Genomic DNA, 16505 nt, shown 5'->3' with positions numbered 1-16505 from the left:
TCCCGGAGTCGTTCCTCGACGCCTAGCGCGCGTACGATCCGTTCGTCGAAGCGCACAACTCGGCCCTTGCCGTGATACTTCGCCCAAGCTTGCGCTGCGTTGGCTCGGCCAAGCAGTTCATCGCGCGAGCACTCTCCGTCGATGCATCCTGCAACGCCTAGCGAAGCCGACAGCGTCTGTCCCTCGAGCGGCACAAGGCTACGGATCACCGACAGAATCTCGGCGCTCAGCACCGCGGCTTGGCCCTCCTCGATCGGGCAGAGGAGCGCAAACGCGTCGGCCGACAACCTGTACAGGTCGCCGCGCCCCTGAGCGGCCGAGCGCACCACCTCGGCTACCTGCGCCAGAACACGGTCGCCCCCTGAGTGCCCCAACGCCGAGTTCACTTGGGAGAAAGCATCCATGTCGAAGACGATCAGAGAGACCGGGTCCCCCGAGTCGTGAGCTTGCGACAAAGCCTCGTCCGTGCGACGCGCAAACGTGCGCGCCCCGGGAACGCCGGTCACCGGATCGAGATCGGCAGCGCTTCTTGCCAGCACCGTCTCGATTGCGGTGACACCCGTGCGCGCGACCAACGCGAAGGTGGCCCCGAGCGCCAGGCTCGTGTAGAGCTGCAGGTCGGCATGAGGCCCCTGAGTGGTGTAGATCCACCAGCCGACAAACCCAGCACCTATCAGCACGTAGAGCGAGAGCAGCGTTGAGACCCAGACGCCCTCGGTGTTCGGCAGCCGCGAGTTGGAGGAGCGCCATCCCAGGTCTCGATAGCGCAGTCGCGTCAGCCCAGCCATCATCAGCAGGCAGTACCCGGTCAGGTAGATGCCGCCCATGAGCGCGTCGAGCGCGACGTGGTCGGCGGACTGCGTGCCCGCTCGCCACAACGGCCAGAGCAGCATGCCTGTTGCAAAGATCCCGAGCGCCAGGCCCATCAGCGTCATCAGACGCCGCTCGATGCCGGAGCGCGCTCCCGAAACCAGCCACACCGTTCCGATAAGAATGAGGACGCCCACGAGTGAGTAGGCGGTCCAACGGGCCGACTCCAACCATGGCGTCTCAGGCGAGATCCGCTTCGCAAGGAAATGGTACAGGCCGAGGAACGTGACCGCGCTGAACGCGATCGTGTCAAAGGCCAGGCGCAAGCGTTCGGCGACTCCCAGCCGGCCGACGCCGGCAATCTGCGCTATTCCGACGGCAATCATGAGCGCCGCCAGCAGGTTCAGCGCGTCGTAGACCGAGGGCGAAGGCGGTCCAGCCGGATTGACGAACACCTGATAGACGCTGTAGTAGCCCTCCGAGAACAGCAGCACGAGCGCCGTGAGCGACACGATGCCCCACGCCCGGTGCTCCATTCCAGGAGGACCGACGGAGTAGGCAACCTCGGCGGCAACGGCCGCGGCGGCGATGGGCGCCAGCAACAGCAACTGCGCGAGCAGGAGTGGCACCGTTCCGGGGAGCATGCGAAGCCCGACGAACGCGACCACGATGGCGGGAACCAACAGCCACGCGATGGTTACGATGCGCCCCATGCGCGCTTTAGACGGTGCCCCGCTCCCCATAAGTCTCCGCTCGCGGTCGTGCCTACCAGACTACCCGCGCTCGGGGCCCACTCCCCCAAGCGGAACCCAGCCTCCCACGTCTTGCGGTCGCTGAGCAAGCGACTCGCTCGGCGCGGGGTGCGGCTGGGCCTCCTCGGCGCGCAACATCTCGAGGAAGCGCTTGGCGAGCTCAGGGTCGAACTGCGTACCCGCGCAGCGAGCAATCTCGGCCGCGGCAGCGTCTAGCGACATCGCCGACCGATACGAACGATCCGAGCTCATCGCCTCGTACGCGTCACACACGCACAGCAGGCGCGCCTCGAACGGAATCTCCACGCCAACCAAGCCATCGGGGTAGCCCGAGCCATCCCAACATTCATGGTGACTGCGAACCGCCGGCACAAGTTCGGTCAAGCCAGTGGAGGCCAGGATGCGCTGGCCCTGCTCGGGGTGACGGCGAACATCGCCCCACTCCTCGGCGGTCAACGAGCCAGCCTTCTTGAGCACGGTGTCGGGAATGGCGATCTTGCCGACGTCGTGTACCACGGCCAGCAGCTCGATCATGCGAACGCTGTCGCCGGGCAGCTCTAGGTGATCGGCGAGACGCACAGCGAGCTTGGCGACGCGCTGCGTGTGGAACCGCGTGTCGATGTCGCGCGCGTCGACCGCGGCGGCCAGCGCGCGGACCGCGGCCACGCGCGAGTGACGCTCGAGGCGCTCGATACGCTCGTGTGCGCTCAGGTCAGGCACGCGAGCAGCGTCAAAGACGATAACCCGCCCCTTGCCCGTCTCCTTGGCCTGTAACAGTGCTCCATCGGCTAGGTGGAGGAGCAGCTCTCCGTCATCGCCGTGCTCGGGATAGGCCGCGACACCGGCCGATGCCGAGAGTTGCCCAGGCAGGTCGCCACACTCCACGCCGATGACGTCGAGGACGTGCTGCGTGAAGATCGCGGCACTCCGAGCGTCGTACTCGGGCAACAGAATCCCGAACTCGTCGCCGCCCAGCCGAGCAACTATCGCGTTGCCAACGACGAGTGACTGAAGCTTGTGGCCGAGATCCGCAAGCAGGCGGTCCCCCTCGAGATGACCGCAACGCTCGTTGAACTCCGCGAAGTCGTCGAGGTTGAAGACGACGAGCGCGACTGGCTCCGAGTAGCGCTTGGCGCGGTCGAGTTCTACGGCGATGCGGTCGTGGAAGTAACGATGGTTGTACAGGCCGGTGAGTGGATCGGTGACCGACTGGACGAAGAGCCTCCCGTTCTCAAGAGCGAGCAAGAGGCTGCGGCCCATGACAACAATCGTGAGGACCAGCGCAATGATTCCATAGACGGCGAACCACTCCGGCTCGTTACGCTGCTGCAGCGCGATCACGCCGAGAACCACGATGGTAGTGACGCTGGCGGCGGGAAGAAGCGCGCCGAACCACCGCTCGCGAGCGACGGCAGGGACGGGCAAGGGACGCAGGTTCCACGAGTCGGTCTCGGTCAGACGGTAGACCGCTGCGGTCATCAGCAGGAAGTGCCCGCTGAACTGAATCAGATCGAGCAGCCCACGCTCCATGTTGCGGCTGTTGTTCGCCACCGTCGTGTACCACAACGGCCACATCACCAGAGCCATGGAGTAAATCCCGATGGCGACCGCGGTCAGCGTCTCCCAGCTGCGCCATTTGACCATCTTGAAACCAACGATGTTGCCCAACGTACCAAACAACATCATGAACGCCGCAAGGGGGTACGCGGAGCCCACCAGCACGTCTACAACACTTGGCTGCGATGCGGACATCACCGGACGAGCGTAGAGCGTCAGAATCGCCGTGTAGACGATCAGCCCCAGCGCGATCATGTCCAGCGCTGCACGGACCCGGCGGGTGAGTACCTCCTCGGACAGGCGCGTCATCGAGAAGATGAGCGTCAGGAAGCACACGGCCGCCACAACGTGCAGCAAACCGAACTGCCACGTGACGGGCGGTGGGCCCAGGGGCGACACGAACGCCAACCACCACAGCAGCACGACCTCGCACAGGCCGAGCACCGCATTGGCTACCGAGATGAGAACCCAGTAATGCCGTTCGGCGCCCTCTGACTGCCTGTACGCGGCCCAGCCAAACGCGACGCTACCGACGATCGGCAGCAGGTAGATGGCTTCGAGAATGCCGAAGCGACCCATCCCGGCGGGCGCCGAGAACAACGTCGCGACATAGAGCACAGCCAAGCATGGGTAGAGAATCCAAGCCGCCGCGCGGAAGAGGCGCGCGTGGGGTCTTAGAACTTCCGAGTCCGTTGTGGAACCGCCGGTCTCAGGCAGCGCTGTAAGCACGCCAAAGCCGTCGGCAGAGCTCGCGTCCCGCACTTCGGTTCCTATCTGTCGCTAGCAGAGGAACACGCCCCCCAAGGACGATGTGCTCAGTATCCAGCAAGCCCGCTCGAAAGGGAATGCGCCCGTCGCAACCCAGCGTGCTGGTCCTATCGGCCACTCACTGCGTCGATTGAGGCATGCTAGCCCGGTCTATGACCCCAGACTGCACCGCCGCTTTCATCTGATCGGGCGGCACACGGGTGTCCCAGTTGCCGGTGACTTTGGCAAACCCGAAGATCGCTAGCCACAAGCCAACGACAAGCAGCGGCCACACCCATGGTGCGATCACGAAACCGCCGGGGCCCTTGGCCTCGAGGCAGTTCTCGGCGGGGCAGACCTTCACGCAGTCCATGCAGCCGTCGCACTCCGTGTCGCGCACGACGGTGTCTTGCTCCACATCGACAAATGCGTGGCAGACCTTGGTGCAGCGGCTGCAGTGGATGCAGGTCTCCTCGTTGCGGTGCACCTTGCACGGCGAGAGCTCGGCGACCGCGCTGTACATCCCGCCGACGGGACACAGGTAGCGGCACCATACCGGGCCGAACAGCATCGACAGCGCGCCGGCGAAGAGAACGACGACGAGGTACGTCGGCTGAATCATCACCTCGATGATCTTGATGTCGGCGACCCACATATAGGGGTTGGTGCGGAAGCTGACCGCCTCAGGAAGCGAGACCACGACAAGCAGAATGTATGCGACGGCCGCGGCAAGTACGTAGCGAAACACTCGGCCGGCGATGTCGAGCCAGCGAGGGAGCCGGATCTGCTTGCCCTTGAGCAGCTTGCGCCCCAGCGCCGAGAACCCCTCCCACACCGTGCCCACCGGGCAGATGAAGCCGCAGAAGCCGCGCTTGAGGAGCAGCGACACCGCGAGAGCGCCGATGATGATGACTAGGCCGGCTGGGAGCAGCGGATCCCATCCGCCGCCGCGGACCATGGCAAAGAAGCTCGTGAAGTGGCCGACGGGAAGCAGTCCGCCCACGACCTCAGGCCGACCGACGTACGGCCCTGTGCCCCGCGTCCATGCAGCGAAGCGCATGAGTTGCACGCAAGCGAACACGAAGTAGAGGAAGAAGGCCGTCTTGATGAACCAGCGGCCGGTAACGAAGTCTCGCACGCGTTGCCACGTTTGCATCGGCAATGCCTTTCGGTTGCATGGCTTCTTTGGGCGCAGTGCTTTGCCGGTGGCCGTGCGCACGATTCGCGATTCTACTCCATTGCACGGAGGAACCGAGTCCACTCCACCGTATCTACAGACGGGTATAGTCCGTTCAACCCGTGCTCGCCCGCGAGGAGGAGTTATGCCCGACGTCGTCATGGTTGTCGCACCGACGGTCTTCCGAGACGAGGAGTACGCCGAGCCAAAGGCGATCCTCGAGGCGCGTGGCTCCACGGTCACCACAGCAAGCGTCTCGTCTGGAGAGTGCGTGGGACGCTTCGGGCTAAAGGCCGTAGCCACCATCTCTGTGGCCGAGGCCGCTACGCGCCCGTGGGACGCGGTGATCTTCGTCGGCGGCGGCGGCGCCGAGGTCTTCTTCGACGACGACGCTGCCCACGCGCTTGCTCGGGCCCAGTCCCAGAGCGGCGACGTGCTCGCTGCGATCTGCATCGCGCCGTCGACGCTCGCTCACGCCGGTTTGCTCGGCGGCGTGCGAGCCACCGCCTTCCCGAGTCGTGAGGCCGACCTGAGGGCTCGCGGCGCGATCTGGACCGGCGAGCCGGTCACTATCGACGGACGCATCATCACCGGCAACGGCCCAGAGGCTGCCACTGCGTTCGGGGAAGCGGTCGCCCAGGCGCTTGGCATCTAGCGGCGCTGGACCGGTTTGCCGGCAAACAGCCCGAAGGCTGCGCTCGACGCTGCGCCCACGGACCTTGCGCGCGAAGTCGACTACGGCAGCTCGCCCATGCCGGTACCGTCGCTTCCGACCTCAGGATCGTCAGCCTGCGTCTCGGCAAGCAACTCTTCGGGTGTCGGCGCTCCGACCGGCTCGGTCGACTCGAGCTTGTCGGACGCAGAGTTCTGGCTCGGCTCGTCGGTCATGGTGACTCGCTTTCAGCTGTGGGATCGACGCCGGACGCCACGGCGCGCAGTACTGATTCGTATTCCCTGATCAGCGCATCGAACGTGTAGCCTCGCGCGATCTCGCGCGCTGCTCCAGGCTCGGGCGGTTCGAGCACCAGCGAGCGCAGCATCGCGACAAGCGAGTCGGCGCTCGCGTAGCGCATCTCGGCCGGGTAGAGCTCCGGGTACGCAAGTCGGTCCGGAACGACCGGGTAGCAGCCCGCATACGCGGACTCGACCATCGCGATTCCGAAGAACTCGTTGACGGCCGTGGAGACGCTGATGTCGCAGCCTGAGAGGAGTTGGGCGTACGCGTCGCGCGACTCGGGTTCGCCCAGATGTACCAGCCGAGAGCCCAGCGCAGCCTCGGCGGCCAGGATCGAATCCGGGACGTCTCGGAAGCCCTGACCCGCCACGGCTACCTCGAACCCGAGCCCCTCCTCGGCAAGCTTGGCTACCGCCGAGAAGAAGGCATCGGGATCCTTGTCGTGCTCCCATCGATGCGGCCATGCGATGCGCGGGACGGCGGTGCGCGTGGTCGCCTGCGCATCGAAGGGCGCAGGATCGAAGGGCGGTGCGAGAACGAGCGACTTGGCGCGTATCGACTCCCCTACGCCCTTGGGATGGTGGTCGGGGAACTCGCGCAGGAAGACAGGTATCTCGTCGCAGAACCGGTCGCGGTTCCAGCCAGTGTTGAAAACGCACCGCTCGGCCGAAAGAGCGCTCGTGATGTTGGTCAGCGGGAACTGGAAGTCCCAGTCGGCGGTGTGGCGGTTGGGGTAGACGAGCTGGTTCTCGTGGAAGTAGACGATGGCCGGAACGCCTGCCACCGCCGAGCCCACCATTCCCCGGAACTCGGCGAGGTTGACGAAGGTCGAGGCGAAGACGACGTCGAATGGCGGTCGAGGCGCAACTCCAACATCAGCGTCGGCGGCTGCGCGTTCGCGCGCCAACCCCCCCGCCTGCTGCGCCATCGTGATCGCAGCTCCGCGCATCCGCCACTTCCACTTGCGCGCCGGAAGTGTGAGCAGCGTCCACTCGGCATCGATATGCTTGACCAGGCCGTCAAGTACGGCACGGTGGCTGCCGCCGTAGTACGGCTCGAGCACCAGGATGCGTAGCCGCTCGCTCACGGTGCCGCTGCGGCCGTCGGCGTTGCCGGGGCGGGTGTCGGCCAAGCCTTGGGGGGCCGATAGCCGCTTCCCCCGAAGTCGCGCCAGGTCATCCCTGCAGTCGCATCGGCGACCATCCGGTTGACGTCGAGCGCGGCCCACGCGTCGAGCACCTCGCCCATTCGTGCGTGAGTCTCGGGAGTCCTCGGCATGAAGAGGGTGCAGCAGTCCGTGTGGCCGGTGGTCGAGATGTCGTAGGTGCCGATGCGCTTGGCGTCGGCGATGATCTCGAGCTTGTCGTTGCCGATTAGGGGCCGCAACACTGGCAGCGTAGCCGCCTCGTCGACCGCCATGATGTTCTCCAGCGTCTGCGAGGCGACTTGGCCGAGCGACTCGCCCGTCACCAACGCCTTGGCACGCTCTCCGACGGCGATCCTCTCCGCAACGCGGATCATGAGGCGACGGTAGAGCAGCACGCGAAGATCGGGCGGGCTGGCCAGCGCGATTTCTTTTTGCAGGTCGCCGAAGGGCACGACGTAGATGCGCCCAAGACCGCCTGTCAGCGCCAGCTGCTCGCCAATCTCGAAGACGAGGCGCTCGCTCGCGTCGTTGGTCTGGGGGCGGCCCGAGAAGTGCACGCCGCACACCGTCGCGCCCCGCCGCATCATGCGCCAGCTCGCCACCGGCGAATCGATGCCCGCCGAAAGCAGCGAGATGATGCGCCCCGACATACCCGCAGGCAGCCCGCCGATTCCCTGGATGACAGCTGCCGAGATGTAGACGCTGCCCTGCACGACCGCGACCGTGACTCGCGTATCCGGCGCGGTGAGGTTGACGCCAGCACCGGTCTCCTCCTTCAAGAAGGCACCAACCCGGCGGCTGATGTCCATGCTGCCTTCCGCGTAGTCGGTGTTGGAGCGGCGCGACTCGACCGCAAACGTACAAAACGGGCCGGCTTCACGCAGCGCCATCAGGGCGGCGCGCTCCATCTCCTCGGGTTCGCGTGCGGTGCGGTAGCCGGGAGACACGAACTGCACGCCCGGGATCAGCGCGATGCGCTTCGCAATCTCGAGCGTACGTGCGGGATCGCGAACGACCACGGTCACGCGCGAGACGATGCACTCGACCGGGCCGACCGGGAAATCAGCGAGCGCCGCTGAGATGTTGTCTCGGAGGCGGCGCTCGAACTGTGCACGATTGCGGCCCTTCAGGCCGATCTCGTTGTAGTGGACGAGGCAGACGCGCTCGAACACGGCCGGTGTATCCGGCGCTTACTTGTAGCTGTCCTTGACGCGCTCGTAGGCGACATCGCCGTTGGCGATCTCCTCCATGGCAAGCGAGAGCGGCTTGGTGCTCGTCAGCTTGGCGATCTCGCTCGTCGGCATGGTGAGCAGGGCCTGGTCGCGCACGCCGTGGATCATGTCGTTGATCTGGCGCGAGCGCTTCGACGCCACGATGCACAGCGTGTACTTCGAGTCGACGGTGGCCAGCAGGGTATCGATCTCAGGCTTGATGACGGACATAAGGCTCTACGCATCCTCTTGGTTGGCGTGGGAGTCGATAAGGCCCCTAAGCATAGCACTTGCTGCGGGCACATCGTCGTTTAATACCACATGATCGTACTCGCCGACAAGGTCAAGTTCGCGTTTGGAGGTCTCCATCCGCGTCTCGACCTGCGACTCCGTTTCGCTTCCGCGGCTCACGAGCCGTCGCTCCAGCTCGTCCCACGAGGGCGGCATGATGAAGACCAGAACCGACTCGGGAACCAGCGACTTGACCTGGAACGCGCCCTGCGGGTCTATCTCAAGAACCACCTGGCGCCCTTGGGCGATCTTCTCCTCAACGGCTGCGCGAGGCGTGCCGTATCGGTTCCCGTGGACCTCGGCCCACTCTAGTAGGCCGCCTGTCTCGGCAAGACGCGTGAACTCCTCGTCGGAGATGAAAAAGTAAGACTCCCCCTGGACCTCACCTGGCCGAGGAGCGCGTGTCGTCACCGAGACAGACACCCATATGTCGGGCACGACCGGTTCAATCGCCTTGACCAGCGTGCCTTTGCCGGCTCCCGAAGGGCCGGAGATGATGAAGAGGTTTCCCTTGCGCATGCGTGCGCTACTCGCCCATTGCCCGTCCCGGGCGCCTGAGCGGCGTAGCGTACTTAACCGAGGCGCCCCAGGAGCGACTCGCGCTGGCGGGCGCCAAGGCCCTGCACGCGACGGCTCTCGGAGATCTCGAGCTCGGTCATGATCTTGGTCGCCTTGGCCTTGCCGTAACCCGGCAGCGACTCAAGTAGCGTGGAGACCTTCATGCGAGCGACTACCGGATCCTCGCTCTTCTTCATGACGGCCGCGAACGACAACTTTCCGCTCTTGATCTCGGCACGGAGCGCTGCTCGCTTCTGGCGGGCCTCGGCGGCCTTCTTGAGCGCCCTCTGGCGATCCGCGTCGGATAGGTTCGGAAGTGCCATGGTTCCTCCTCGTCTCGTAAAGGCGGGGCACCGTCGCCGTGGAAATCGGTTCGGCAGAACCGGCGACGGACCGTTACGCGGGCTCTATGCTACGCCCTGACCTGCGGAGATGCCAAGCGCCGATTAGGAAAGCCTGCGACTTCCAGGCGAGTAGACGGGTACTTCATCGGCGCAGAGGCCACACGATTCCGGCGCCCAAGACTCGACCTCGAGTTGAAGCAGAGGCCAGAAGGGTGCGTCGAACTTCTTGTCTCCGCCACGGTCGATGAGCGAGACGACCCCCGCCACCTCTCCCCCCGCTTCGCGAACCAGGTCGATGACCTCGCCAACGCTCCCACCTGTGGTAACCACGTCTTCAACCACCAGAACGCGTGCCCCGGGTCGTACGGCGAACGCCCGGCGAAAGACCATGCGTCCGTCCTCCCGCTCGCTGAAGATGAACTTGACGCCGAGCGCCTGAGCTACGGCGAAACCAATAATCAGGCCGCCCACCGCAGGGGCAGCGACTAGATCGATTTGCACTCCGTCAGGAAGCCTCTCAACTGCGGTTTTTGCTAGAAGAGTCACCAGTGCGGGGTCTTCAAGGATGCGTGCGCACTGGACATACGTGTCCGAGTGACGTCCGCTCGTCAGGACGAAATGCCCCGAGCGAATCGCGTCGGCGTCCTTGAGGGCCTGCAGAATACCCGCATCGGTCAACTGGGTCATCACATGTCTCCTTGAAGTTCGGACAGGATTCGGACAACAGCCTGCACTGGCACGGGCGCCGCAGTGATCGGGCGACCGATAACCAAGTGACTGGCTCCCGCCGCGAGTGCGGCGGATGGAGTGGCGATCCGCGACTGGTCGCCCGCCTCTGCCCACGCGGGGCGAACGCCCGGGGTGACAACGAGCGCGCTCTCGCCGAGCAGAAGACGCATCTCGGCGGCCTCCCGCGGCGAGCAGACAACGCCATTGACACCAGCGTTGCGAGCAATCTCGGCGAGCAGGCGGACCTGTTCGAGAGAGTTGCGTCCGACGCCGATCTCGGCGAGGCCCGCATCGTCGGTGCTGGTGAGCACGGTGACTGCGAGTACCGACGGCGCTGGCAGCCCGGCCTCCTCGGCGGCGCGGCGCGACGACTCCACTGCAGCGCGCATCATCGCGCTGCCCCCGGTAGCGTGGACGGTGAACATCCCGGCGCCCAGTCGAGCGATCTGCGCAGCGGCACCGGCGACTTGGTGCGGGATGTCGTGCAGCTTCAGGTCGACAAAGACGTCGAAGCCCTTCTCGCGCAAACGCACAACGATCTCGGGGCCCTCGGCGTAAAAGAGCGTCATACCGACCTTGAGCCATCGGACCGTGCCACGGAGCGACTCGGCAAGCGCCAAAGCCTCCTCGCGGGGAAGGTCCAAAGCGACGATGACCGGGTTATCGGGCACGGTGACTCCTTCCGTCGGGCTCACGCGCGTGCCGCCGCGTGCAGCGCCGGAATCTCCGAGTGCGGCGCGGGCGACTGCGCCCGGATCGCGGGAATGACGACGAGCCACAGGAGCAGAGCGAGCAGGACGAGCGACACAACCACCATCCCGAGAAACACGGGTATGCGCAGTCTCGGCGGAATGAACTCACGAGGCTCGCCTTCTGGCACCTTGCCGAAGTTCTCGACGAAGTTCTTGAGCCACCCCTGTTCGTCGCTCACGCTTCCAGCGCCCCGATCAGATCGGTGACGCGCGCCAGGCTGTGTCTGTGGCAGTACTCCGTCAAGCCATCGACGACTCGCACCGTAGCCGCAGGATCGACGAAGTTCGCGGTACCGACGGCGACCGCAGTGGCGCCTGCGAGCAGGAACTCGACCGCATCGGTGGCGTTCGTCACGCCGCCCATCCCCACGATCGGCACGCTGACCGCCTTGGAAACCTGCCACACCATTCTCAGCGCAACCGGCTTGACGGCCGGGCCCGATAGGCCGCCCACGACTCGTGCGAGCTTGGGCCGGCGCTTCTCGGCATCGATCGCCATACCGAGAAGGGTGTTGATGAGCGAAACCGCGTCGGCACCCTCGGCCTCCACTGAGCGTGCGATCTCGGTGATGTCGGTGACGTTGGGACTCAGCTTGACGATGAGCGTGCGCTGAGTGACCGCCCGACACGCGCGAGTCACGGCGGCAGCCGACGCGCAGTCCGTGCCAAACGCCATACCACCCGCATCGATGTTGGGGCACGAGATGTTGACCTCGTAGGCATCCACGCGCGGCTCGCGCTCGAGCCTCTCGATGACGCGCACGTAGTCCTCGACGCTGTGGCCACTCACGTTGACGATCGCCGGCGTGCCGGACGCATGCTCGGACAGCCAGACCAGATCGCGGGTCGCGAACGCCTCGACGCCTGGGTTCTGCAGCCCAATGGAGTTCAGCATGCCGCTCGCTGTCTCGGCGATCCGCGGGCTTGCGTTTCCGGGCCACGGCTCGCTGGAGACGCCCTTAGTCACGATCGCGCCGAGACGCCCCAAGTCCACGAAGTCGGCGAACTCTCGCCCGGAGGCGAACGTCCCCGACGCGGTGACGACCGGGTTGCGCAGCTCGAGTTTCCCGAGACGGACGCTCATGTCGACGTGGAGGCTCATTCGCCGCCACCCTCGGTCACGAACACGACGACCGTCACGCGCGGGTCGAGCGGGCGGCTCGCAAGCGTGGGCACGCAACCCGCGGGTGCGGCAGCGCTCGAGACGGCGGGCCTAGTGCTTCGGCGGTGTCTCCGACGCATCCCAGACCACCTCCTCGGCAGGGAACACTGGGCCGTCGACGCAGGCGCGTTTCAATCCCTCGGTCGTGGTGACCACGCACGACAGGCACGCGCCGATGCCGCAGCCCATGAGCCGCTCCAGCGAGACCTGGCAAGCCACACCGGCGTCGGCCGCCATAGTGGCGATGAGGCGTTGCATCGGCTCGGGACCACAGGTGTAGACGATGTCGAAATGCTCCTCGGCGAACAAGCGCGCGACCGGGCCTGTCACGAGGCCGCGCGCGCCCGCCGAGCCATCGTCGGTCGCGATCTCGACACGCCGAGCGACTCGCTCGAAGAGCTCGCGAGCCACGAGGCGTCTCGCGGTGGGCGCGCCGAGCGCCACCGCACTCGCGATGCCGCGCCGGGCGAGCTGCTCGGCGAGCATACCCAGCGGAGCCGCGCCCAGGCCGCCGGCAACCAGCAGGGCGTGCATGGTGCCTTGTGGGACGTCCCAACCGTGGCCGAGCGGGCCGACAACGTCCATGACAGCGCCCACGGGAGTCTCGGCAAGACGGAGCGTGCCCGCGCCAAGGATCTGGTAGAGGATCTCGAGGCGCTCGCCCTGCGTGCGGTGCACGGAGAACGGACGTCGAAGGATGATGTCGGCACCGGTCGTCACACGCAGGTGGACAAATTGGCCGGGCTCGATCGCTGCAGCCGTCCGTGGAGCGTGGAGCACGACCATGCCGACGCCCTCGGCGACGCGGTCGTTGGCGACCACGGTCACTGGCTCGATTGCGGGCCTGACGGCAGGTGCGCTCACGCGAGTTCCGAGAGCGGATCGCTGGCAGGCGCGGGAGGCGCGTCGAAGTCCTGCAACGCGTAGACGTCGAGACGACCCTCCTTGATGGCCTCGATCGCCTGCACGATAGCTGCGGCCGCCGAAAGCGTGGTGATGTTGGTGATGCCGTGGCGGATGGCTGCAGCGCGAAGGTGGTAGCCGTCGGAGCGTGTCTCCTGGCCAAACGGCGTGTTGATGACGAGCTGCACGTCGCCGTTGGCGATGCGGTCTACGACGTTGGGGCGTCCCTCGTGGCGCTTGAGCACCTCGGTCACGGGAATGCCCGCCGCACGCAGCATCTTCGCTGTGCCACGCGTCGACATGATCGAGAAGCCGAGAATCTGCAGATGCTTGGCGAGCGAGGCAACTTGGCGCTTGTCGCGGTCGCACACCGAGATAAACGCCGTGCCGCTGGTAGGCAGCGAGTAGTCGATGGCGAGCTGCGATTTGGCGTATGCGGCGGGGAAGTCGACGGCCACGCCCATGACCTCGCCGGTCGATTTCATCTCCGGGCCAAGGATCGAGTCAGAACCGGGGAAGCGGCCAAAGGGCATGACGGCCTCCTTGACGCAGAAGAAGCGCGGCTCCCGGTCGTCGGCAGGCAGGTCCATCTCGGCGAGCTTGCGACCGGTCATGACGAGTGCTGCGACCTTGGCAAGCGGCACGCCGGTAGCCTTGCTCACGAACGGAACCGTACGGCTCGCCCTCGGGTTGACCTCGAGAACGTAAACCTGCTGGTCCTTGACCGCGAACTGCACGTTCATGAGTCCCCGCACGCCCAAGCGCAGAGCCAGCGCGCGCGAGTGCTCGCGGATGCGATTGATGACGTCCTCGGAGAGCGTGTACGGCGGAATCGAACACGCCGAGTCACCCGAGTGGATGCCGGCCTCTTCGATGTGCTCCATCACGCCGCCAATGTAGACGCCCTCGCCGTCGCAGACCGCATCGACGTCGACCTCAACCGCACCCTCAAGGAAGCGGTCAAGCAGCACCGGATGCTCTGGCGAGATCTTGACCGCCTCGGCCATGTACTTCTCGAGGTACTGCTCGTTGTAGGCGATGACCATGCCACGCCCACCGAGCACATAGCTCGGGCGCACCAGCAGCGGGAACCCGATGCGTTTGGCCACGACGAGTGCCTCGTCGAACGTGTTGGCCGTCCCGGCGTCCGGGTATGCGATGCCCAGCTCGTCGAGGACCGCCGAGAACCGCCTGCGGTCCTCGGCAAGGTCGATGGCCTCGGGCAACGTGCCCATGATCGGCACGCCGGCCTGCTCCAAAGCGTTGGCGAGCTTGAGCGGCGTCTGACCGCCGAAGGTGACGACCACGCCAGCGGGCTGCTCTGCGTCGACGACGTCCATGACGTCCTCGAACGTCAGCGGCTCGAAGTAGAGACGATCTGAGGTGTCGTAGTCGGTCGAGACTGTTTCCGGGTTGCAGTTGACCATGATCGTCTCGTAGCCAGCCTCAGAGAGCGCGTAGGCAGCGTGGACGCAGCAGTAGTCAAACTCGATGCCCGGCCCGATGCGGTTGGGACCGGCGCCAAGAATCATCGCCTTGGGGCGGTCGCACGGAGCGACCTCGTCCTCATCTTCATACGTCTTGTAGTAGTACGGCGTGAACGCTGCGAACTCCGCGGCACACGTGTCGACCGACTTGAACGTCGGCTTGACTCCGAGCGCCTTGCGCACAGCACGCACGCTGGCCTCGGTCGAGCCAGTCAGATGCGCGATCTGAATGTCCGACAGGCCCAACCGCTTCGCCTCGCGCAGCTCTTCGGGCGTCAGTGCGTCGAGCGTGCGGCCACGGAGCGCTTCCTGACGTCGCACAACCTTCTGGATGCCGCGGAGGAACCATGGGTCGATCTTCGTGTAGCCGAAGATCTCCTCCACGCTGCGGCCCCGACGAAGCGCCTCCACCACGTAGAAGATGCGATTCTCGTTAGGCACCGAGAGGTGCTCGTCGAACTTGTTCTCGACGATGGCGTCCTTGCCATCGGCCCCCAGGCCCGCCCGGCCGTTCTCAAGCGAGCGGAACGCCTTGCCCAGCGCCTCCTCGAACGTCCGGCCGATCGCCATGGCCTCGCCGACACTCTTCATGCGCGTCGTGAGTGTCTCGTCGGTACCTCGGAACTTCTCGAACGCCCAGCGCGGCACCTTGACCACGGTGTAGTCGATGCTCGGCTCGAAGCACGCCGGCGTCTCCTTGGTGATGTCGTTGTCTATCTCGTCGAGCGTGTAGCCGACGGCCAGCTTCGCCGCAATCTTGGCGATCGGGAAGCCGGTCGCCTTGGACGCCAGCGCACTCGAGCGGCTCACGCGCGGGTTCATCTCGATGACCGTCATGCGGCCGTTCTCGGGATTGAGCGCGAACTGCACGTTGGAGCCGCCTGTCTCGACGCCGATCTCTCGCAGGATGGCGATGGATGCATCGCGCATCACCTGATACTCGCGGTCGGTCAGCGTCTGAGCCGGCGCGACCGTGATGGAGTCGCCTGTGTGCACGCCCATAGGGTCGACGTTCTCGATCGAGCAGACGATCACGGTGTTGTCGTTGACGTCACGCATGACCTCCATCTCGAACTCTTTCCAGCCGATCACGCTCTCCTCGATCAGCACTTCGCTGATGGGAGACAGCGCCAAACCGTGCGACGTGATGTCGCGAAGCTCGTCGACGTTATAGGCGATGCCTCCACCGGCGCCGCCCATCGTAAACGACGGACGCACAACGACGGGATAGCCGAGATCCGCGGCGAAACCCTCAGCCTCGGGCACAGAGTACGCATAGCCACAGTCAGGCACGTCGAGGCCGATCCTCTTCATCGCCTCGCCGAAGAGCTTACGGTCTTCGCCCTTCTTGATGACCTCGAGCTTGGCGCCGATGAGTTCGACGCCCCACTTCTCCAGAATGCCTGCCTCGGCCAGCGCGACGGCGCAGTTCAGGCCGGTCTGACCGCCTAGCGTGGGCAGCAGCGCGTCGGGTCGCTCGGCAGCGATGACCTTCTCGACGAACTCCGGCGTGATGGGCTCGACGTAGGTGCGGTCGGCCAAGCCCGGGTCGGTCATGATCGTGGCGGGGTTGCTATTGACCAGGATGACGATGAATCCATCGTCCTTGAGCACCTTGCACGCCTGCGCGCCCGAGTAGTCGAACTCGCACGCCTGGCCGATCACGATCGGACCCGAACCGATCACGAGGATCTTCTTGATGTCATCGCGGCGGGGCATCTGGCTCCTAATGCAGTTGAGGTCTCAGTTTCAAGCGCGGCCTTACGGTTGTACGACGACCGGGCACGGCGCCTCGCGAAGCAAGCGTAGCGACAGGCCGCCCAGAATCGCTCGCCTGAACGCTCCCCGACCACGCTGGCCGGTGATAACGCCGGTCGCGTCGATGGTATCGAGGAAGTCCAGCACGGTCTGGGGCGCGTCGTT

At 65.5% G+C, this 16505-nt stretch carries 16 protein-coding genes; 1 reads left to right on the top strand and 15 read right to left on the bottom strand.

Annotated elements, in window-relative coordinates:
• The 3 genes from P4L93_07415 to P4L93_07405 form a co-directional block, all read right to left on the bottom strand.
• The coding region (locus P4L93_07415) for a GGDEF domain-containing protein (protein MDR3686766.1) at positions 1 to 1523 on the bottom strand (1523 nt) is incomplete at its 3' end.
• 60 nt (positions 1524 to 1583) lie between these two features.
• Positions 1584 to 3881 (bottom strand): diguanylate cyclase, encoded by a 2298-nt coding sequence (locus tag P4L93_07410; protein ID MDR3686765.1) that lies wholly within the window; start codon positions 3879 to 3881, stop codon positions 1584 to 1586.
• Between the two features lie 124 nt (positions 3882 to 4005).
• Positions 4006 to 5004 (bottom strand): 4Fe-4S binding protein, encoded by a 999-nt coding sequence (locus P4L93_07405; GenBank protein MDR3686764.1) that lies wholly within the window; start codon positions 5002 to 5004, stop codon positions 4006 to 4008.
• Between the two features lie 184 nt (positions 5005 to 5188).
• Between P4L93_07405 and P4L93_07400 the strand changes: the two genes are divergently transcribed.
• The gene (locus tag P4L93_07400; GenBank protein ID MDR3686763.1) at positions 5189 to 5698 is read left to right on the top strand and encodes a DJ-1/PfpI family protein; all 510 of its coding nucleotides are present in this window, start codon (positions 5189 to 5191) and stop codon (positions 5696 to 5698) included.
• An 80-nt stretch (positions 5699 to 5778) separates the two neighbouring features.
• Here the strand turns inward: P4L93_07400 and P4L93_07395 are convergent, their stop codons facing one another.
• The 12 genes from P4L93_07395 to carB form a co-directional block, all read right to left on the bottom strand.
• A complete protein-coding gene (locus tag P4L93_07395) occupies positions 5779 to 5931 on the bottom strand; it encodes a hypothetical protein (protein ID MDR3686762.1) in 153 nt (50 codons plus the stop codon).
• On the bottom strand, positions 5928 to 7130 hold the full coding sequence (locus tag P4L93_07390) for a DUF3524 domain-containing protein (protein ID MDR3686761.1): 1203 nt from the start codon (positions 7128 to 7130) through the stop codon (positions 5928 to 5930). Before P4L93_07390 ends, P4L93_07395 begins: the two co-directional genes overlap by 4 nt.
• The gene (thiI, locus tag P4L93_07385; GenBank protein ID MDR3686760.1) at positions 7082 to 8317 is read right to left on the bottom strand and encodes a tRNA 4-thiouridine(8) synthase ThiI; all 1236 of its coding nucleotides are present in this window, start codon (positions 8315 to 8317) and stop codon (positions 7082 to 7084) included. Before thiI ends, P4L93_07390 begins: the two co-directional genes overlap by 49 nt.
• A gap of 18 nt (positions 8318 to 8335) precedes the next feature.
• Positions 8336 to 8587 carry a DNA-directed RNA polymerase subunit omega gene (rpoZ, locus tag P4L93_07380; protein MDR3686759.1) on the bottom strand — a complete coding sequence of 84 codons (252 nt, stop codon included), beginning with the start codon at positions 8585 to 8587 and terminating at the stop codon, positions 8336 to 8338.
• A gap of 6 nt (positions 8588 to 8593) precedes the next feature.
• Complete coding sequence (gene gmk / locus P4L93_07375; protein MDR3686758.1) at positions 8594 to 9166, bottom strand: guanylate kinase; 573 nt, start codon at positions 9164 to 9166, stop codon at positions 8594 to 8596.
• 53 nt (positions 9167 to 9219) lie between these two features.
• Positions 9220 to 9528, bottom strand: a complete 309-nt coding sequence (mihF, locus tag P4L93_07370) for an integration host factor, actinobacterial type (GenBank protein ID MDR3686757.1) — start codon at positions 9526 to 9528, stop codon at positions 9220 to 9222.
• A 123-nt stretch (positions 9529 to 9651) separates the two neighbouring features.
• Positions 9652 to 10236, bottom strand: a complete 585-nt coding sequence (gene pyrE, locus P4L93_07365; GenBank protein MDR3686756.1) for an orotate phosphoribosyltransferase — start codon at positions 10234 to 10236, stop codon at positions 9652 to 9654.
• Positions 10236 to 10949, bottom strand: a complete 714-nt coding sequence (gene pyrF, locus P4L93_07360; protein ID MDR3686755.1) for an orotidine-5'-phosphate decarboxylase — start codon at positions 10947 to 10949, stop codon at positions 10236 to 10238. The genes pyrE and pyrF overlap by 1 nt, the downstream gene beginning before the upstream one ends.
• A gap of 20 nt (positions 10950 to 10969) precedes the next feature.
• Entirely contained in the window at positions 10970 to 11209 is a 240-nt protein-coding gene (locus P4L93_07355) for a hypothetical protein (GenBank protein MDR3686754.1), read from the bottom strand.
• Entirely contained in the window at positions 11206 to 12132 is a 927-nt protein-coding gene (locus P4L93_07350) for a dihydroorotate dehydrogenase (GenBank protein ID MDR3686753.1), read from the bottom strand. Before P4L93_07350 ends, P4L93_07355 begins: the two co-directional genes overlap by 4 nt.
• 111 nt (positions 12133 to 12243) lie before the next feature.
• A complete protein-coding gene (locus P4L93_07345; GenBank protein MDR3686752.1) occupies positions 12244 to 13056 on the bottom strand; it encodes a dihydroorotate dehydrogenase electron transfer subunit in 813 nt (270 codons plus the stop codon).
• Positions 13053 to 16301, bottom strand: coding sequence for a carbamoyl-phosphate synthase large subunit (carB, locus tag P4L93_07340; GenBank protein ID MDR3686751.1), 3249 nt, complete (start codon positions 16299 to 16301; stop codon positions 13053 to 13055). Before carB ends, P4L93_07345 begins: the two co-directional genes overlap by 4 nt.
• Between the last annotated feature and the right edge of the window lie 204 nt (positions 16302 to 16505).

The organism is Coriobacteriia bacterium (assembly GCA_031292615.1).
Classification (GTDB): domain Bacteria; phylum Actinomycetota; class Coriobacteriia; order Anaerosomatales; family JAAXUF01; genus JARLGT01.
This window is presented reverse-complemented; position numbering and strand designations above follow the sequence as displayed.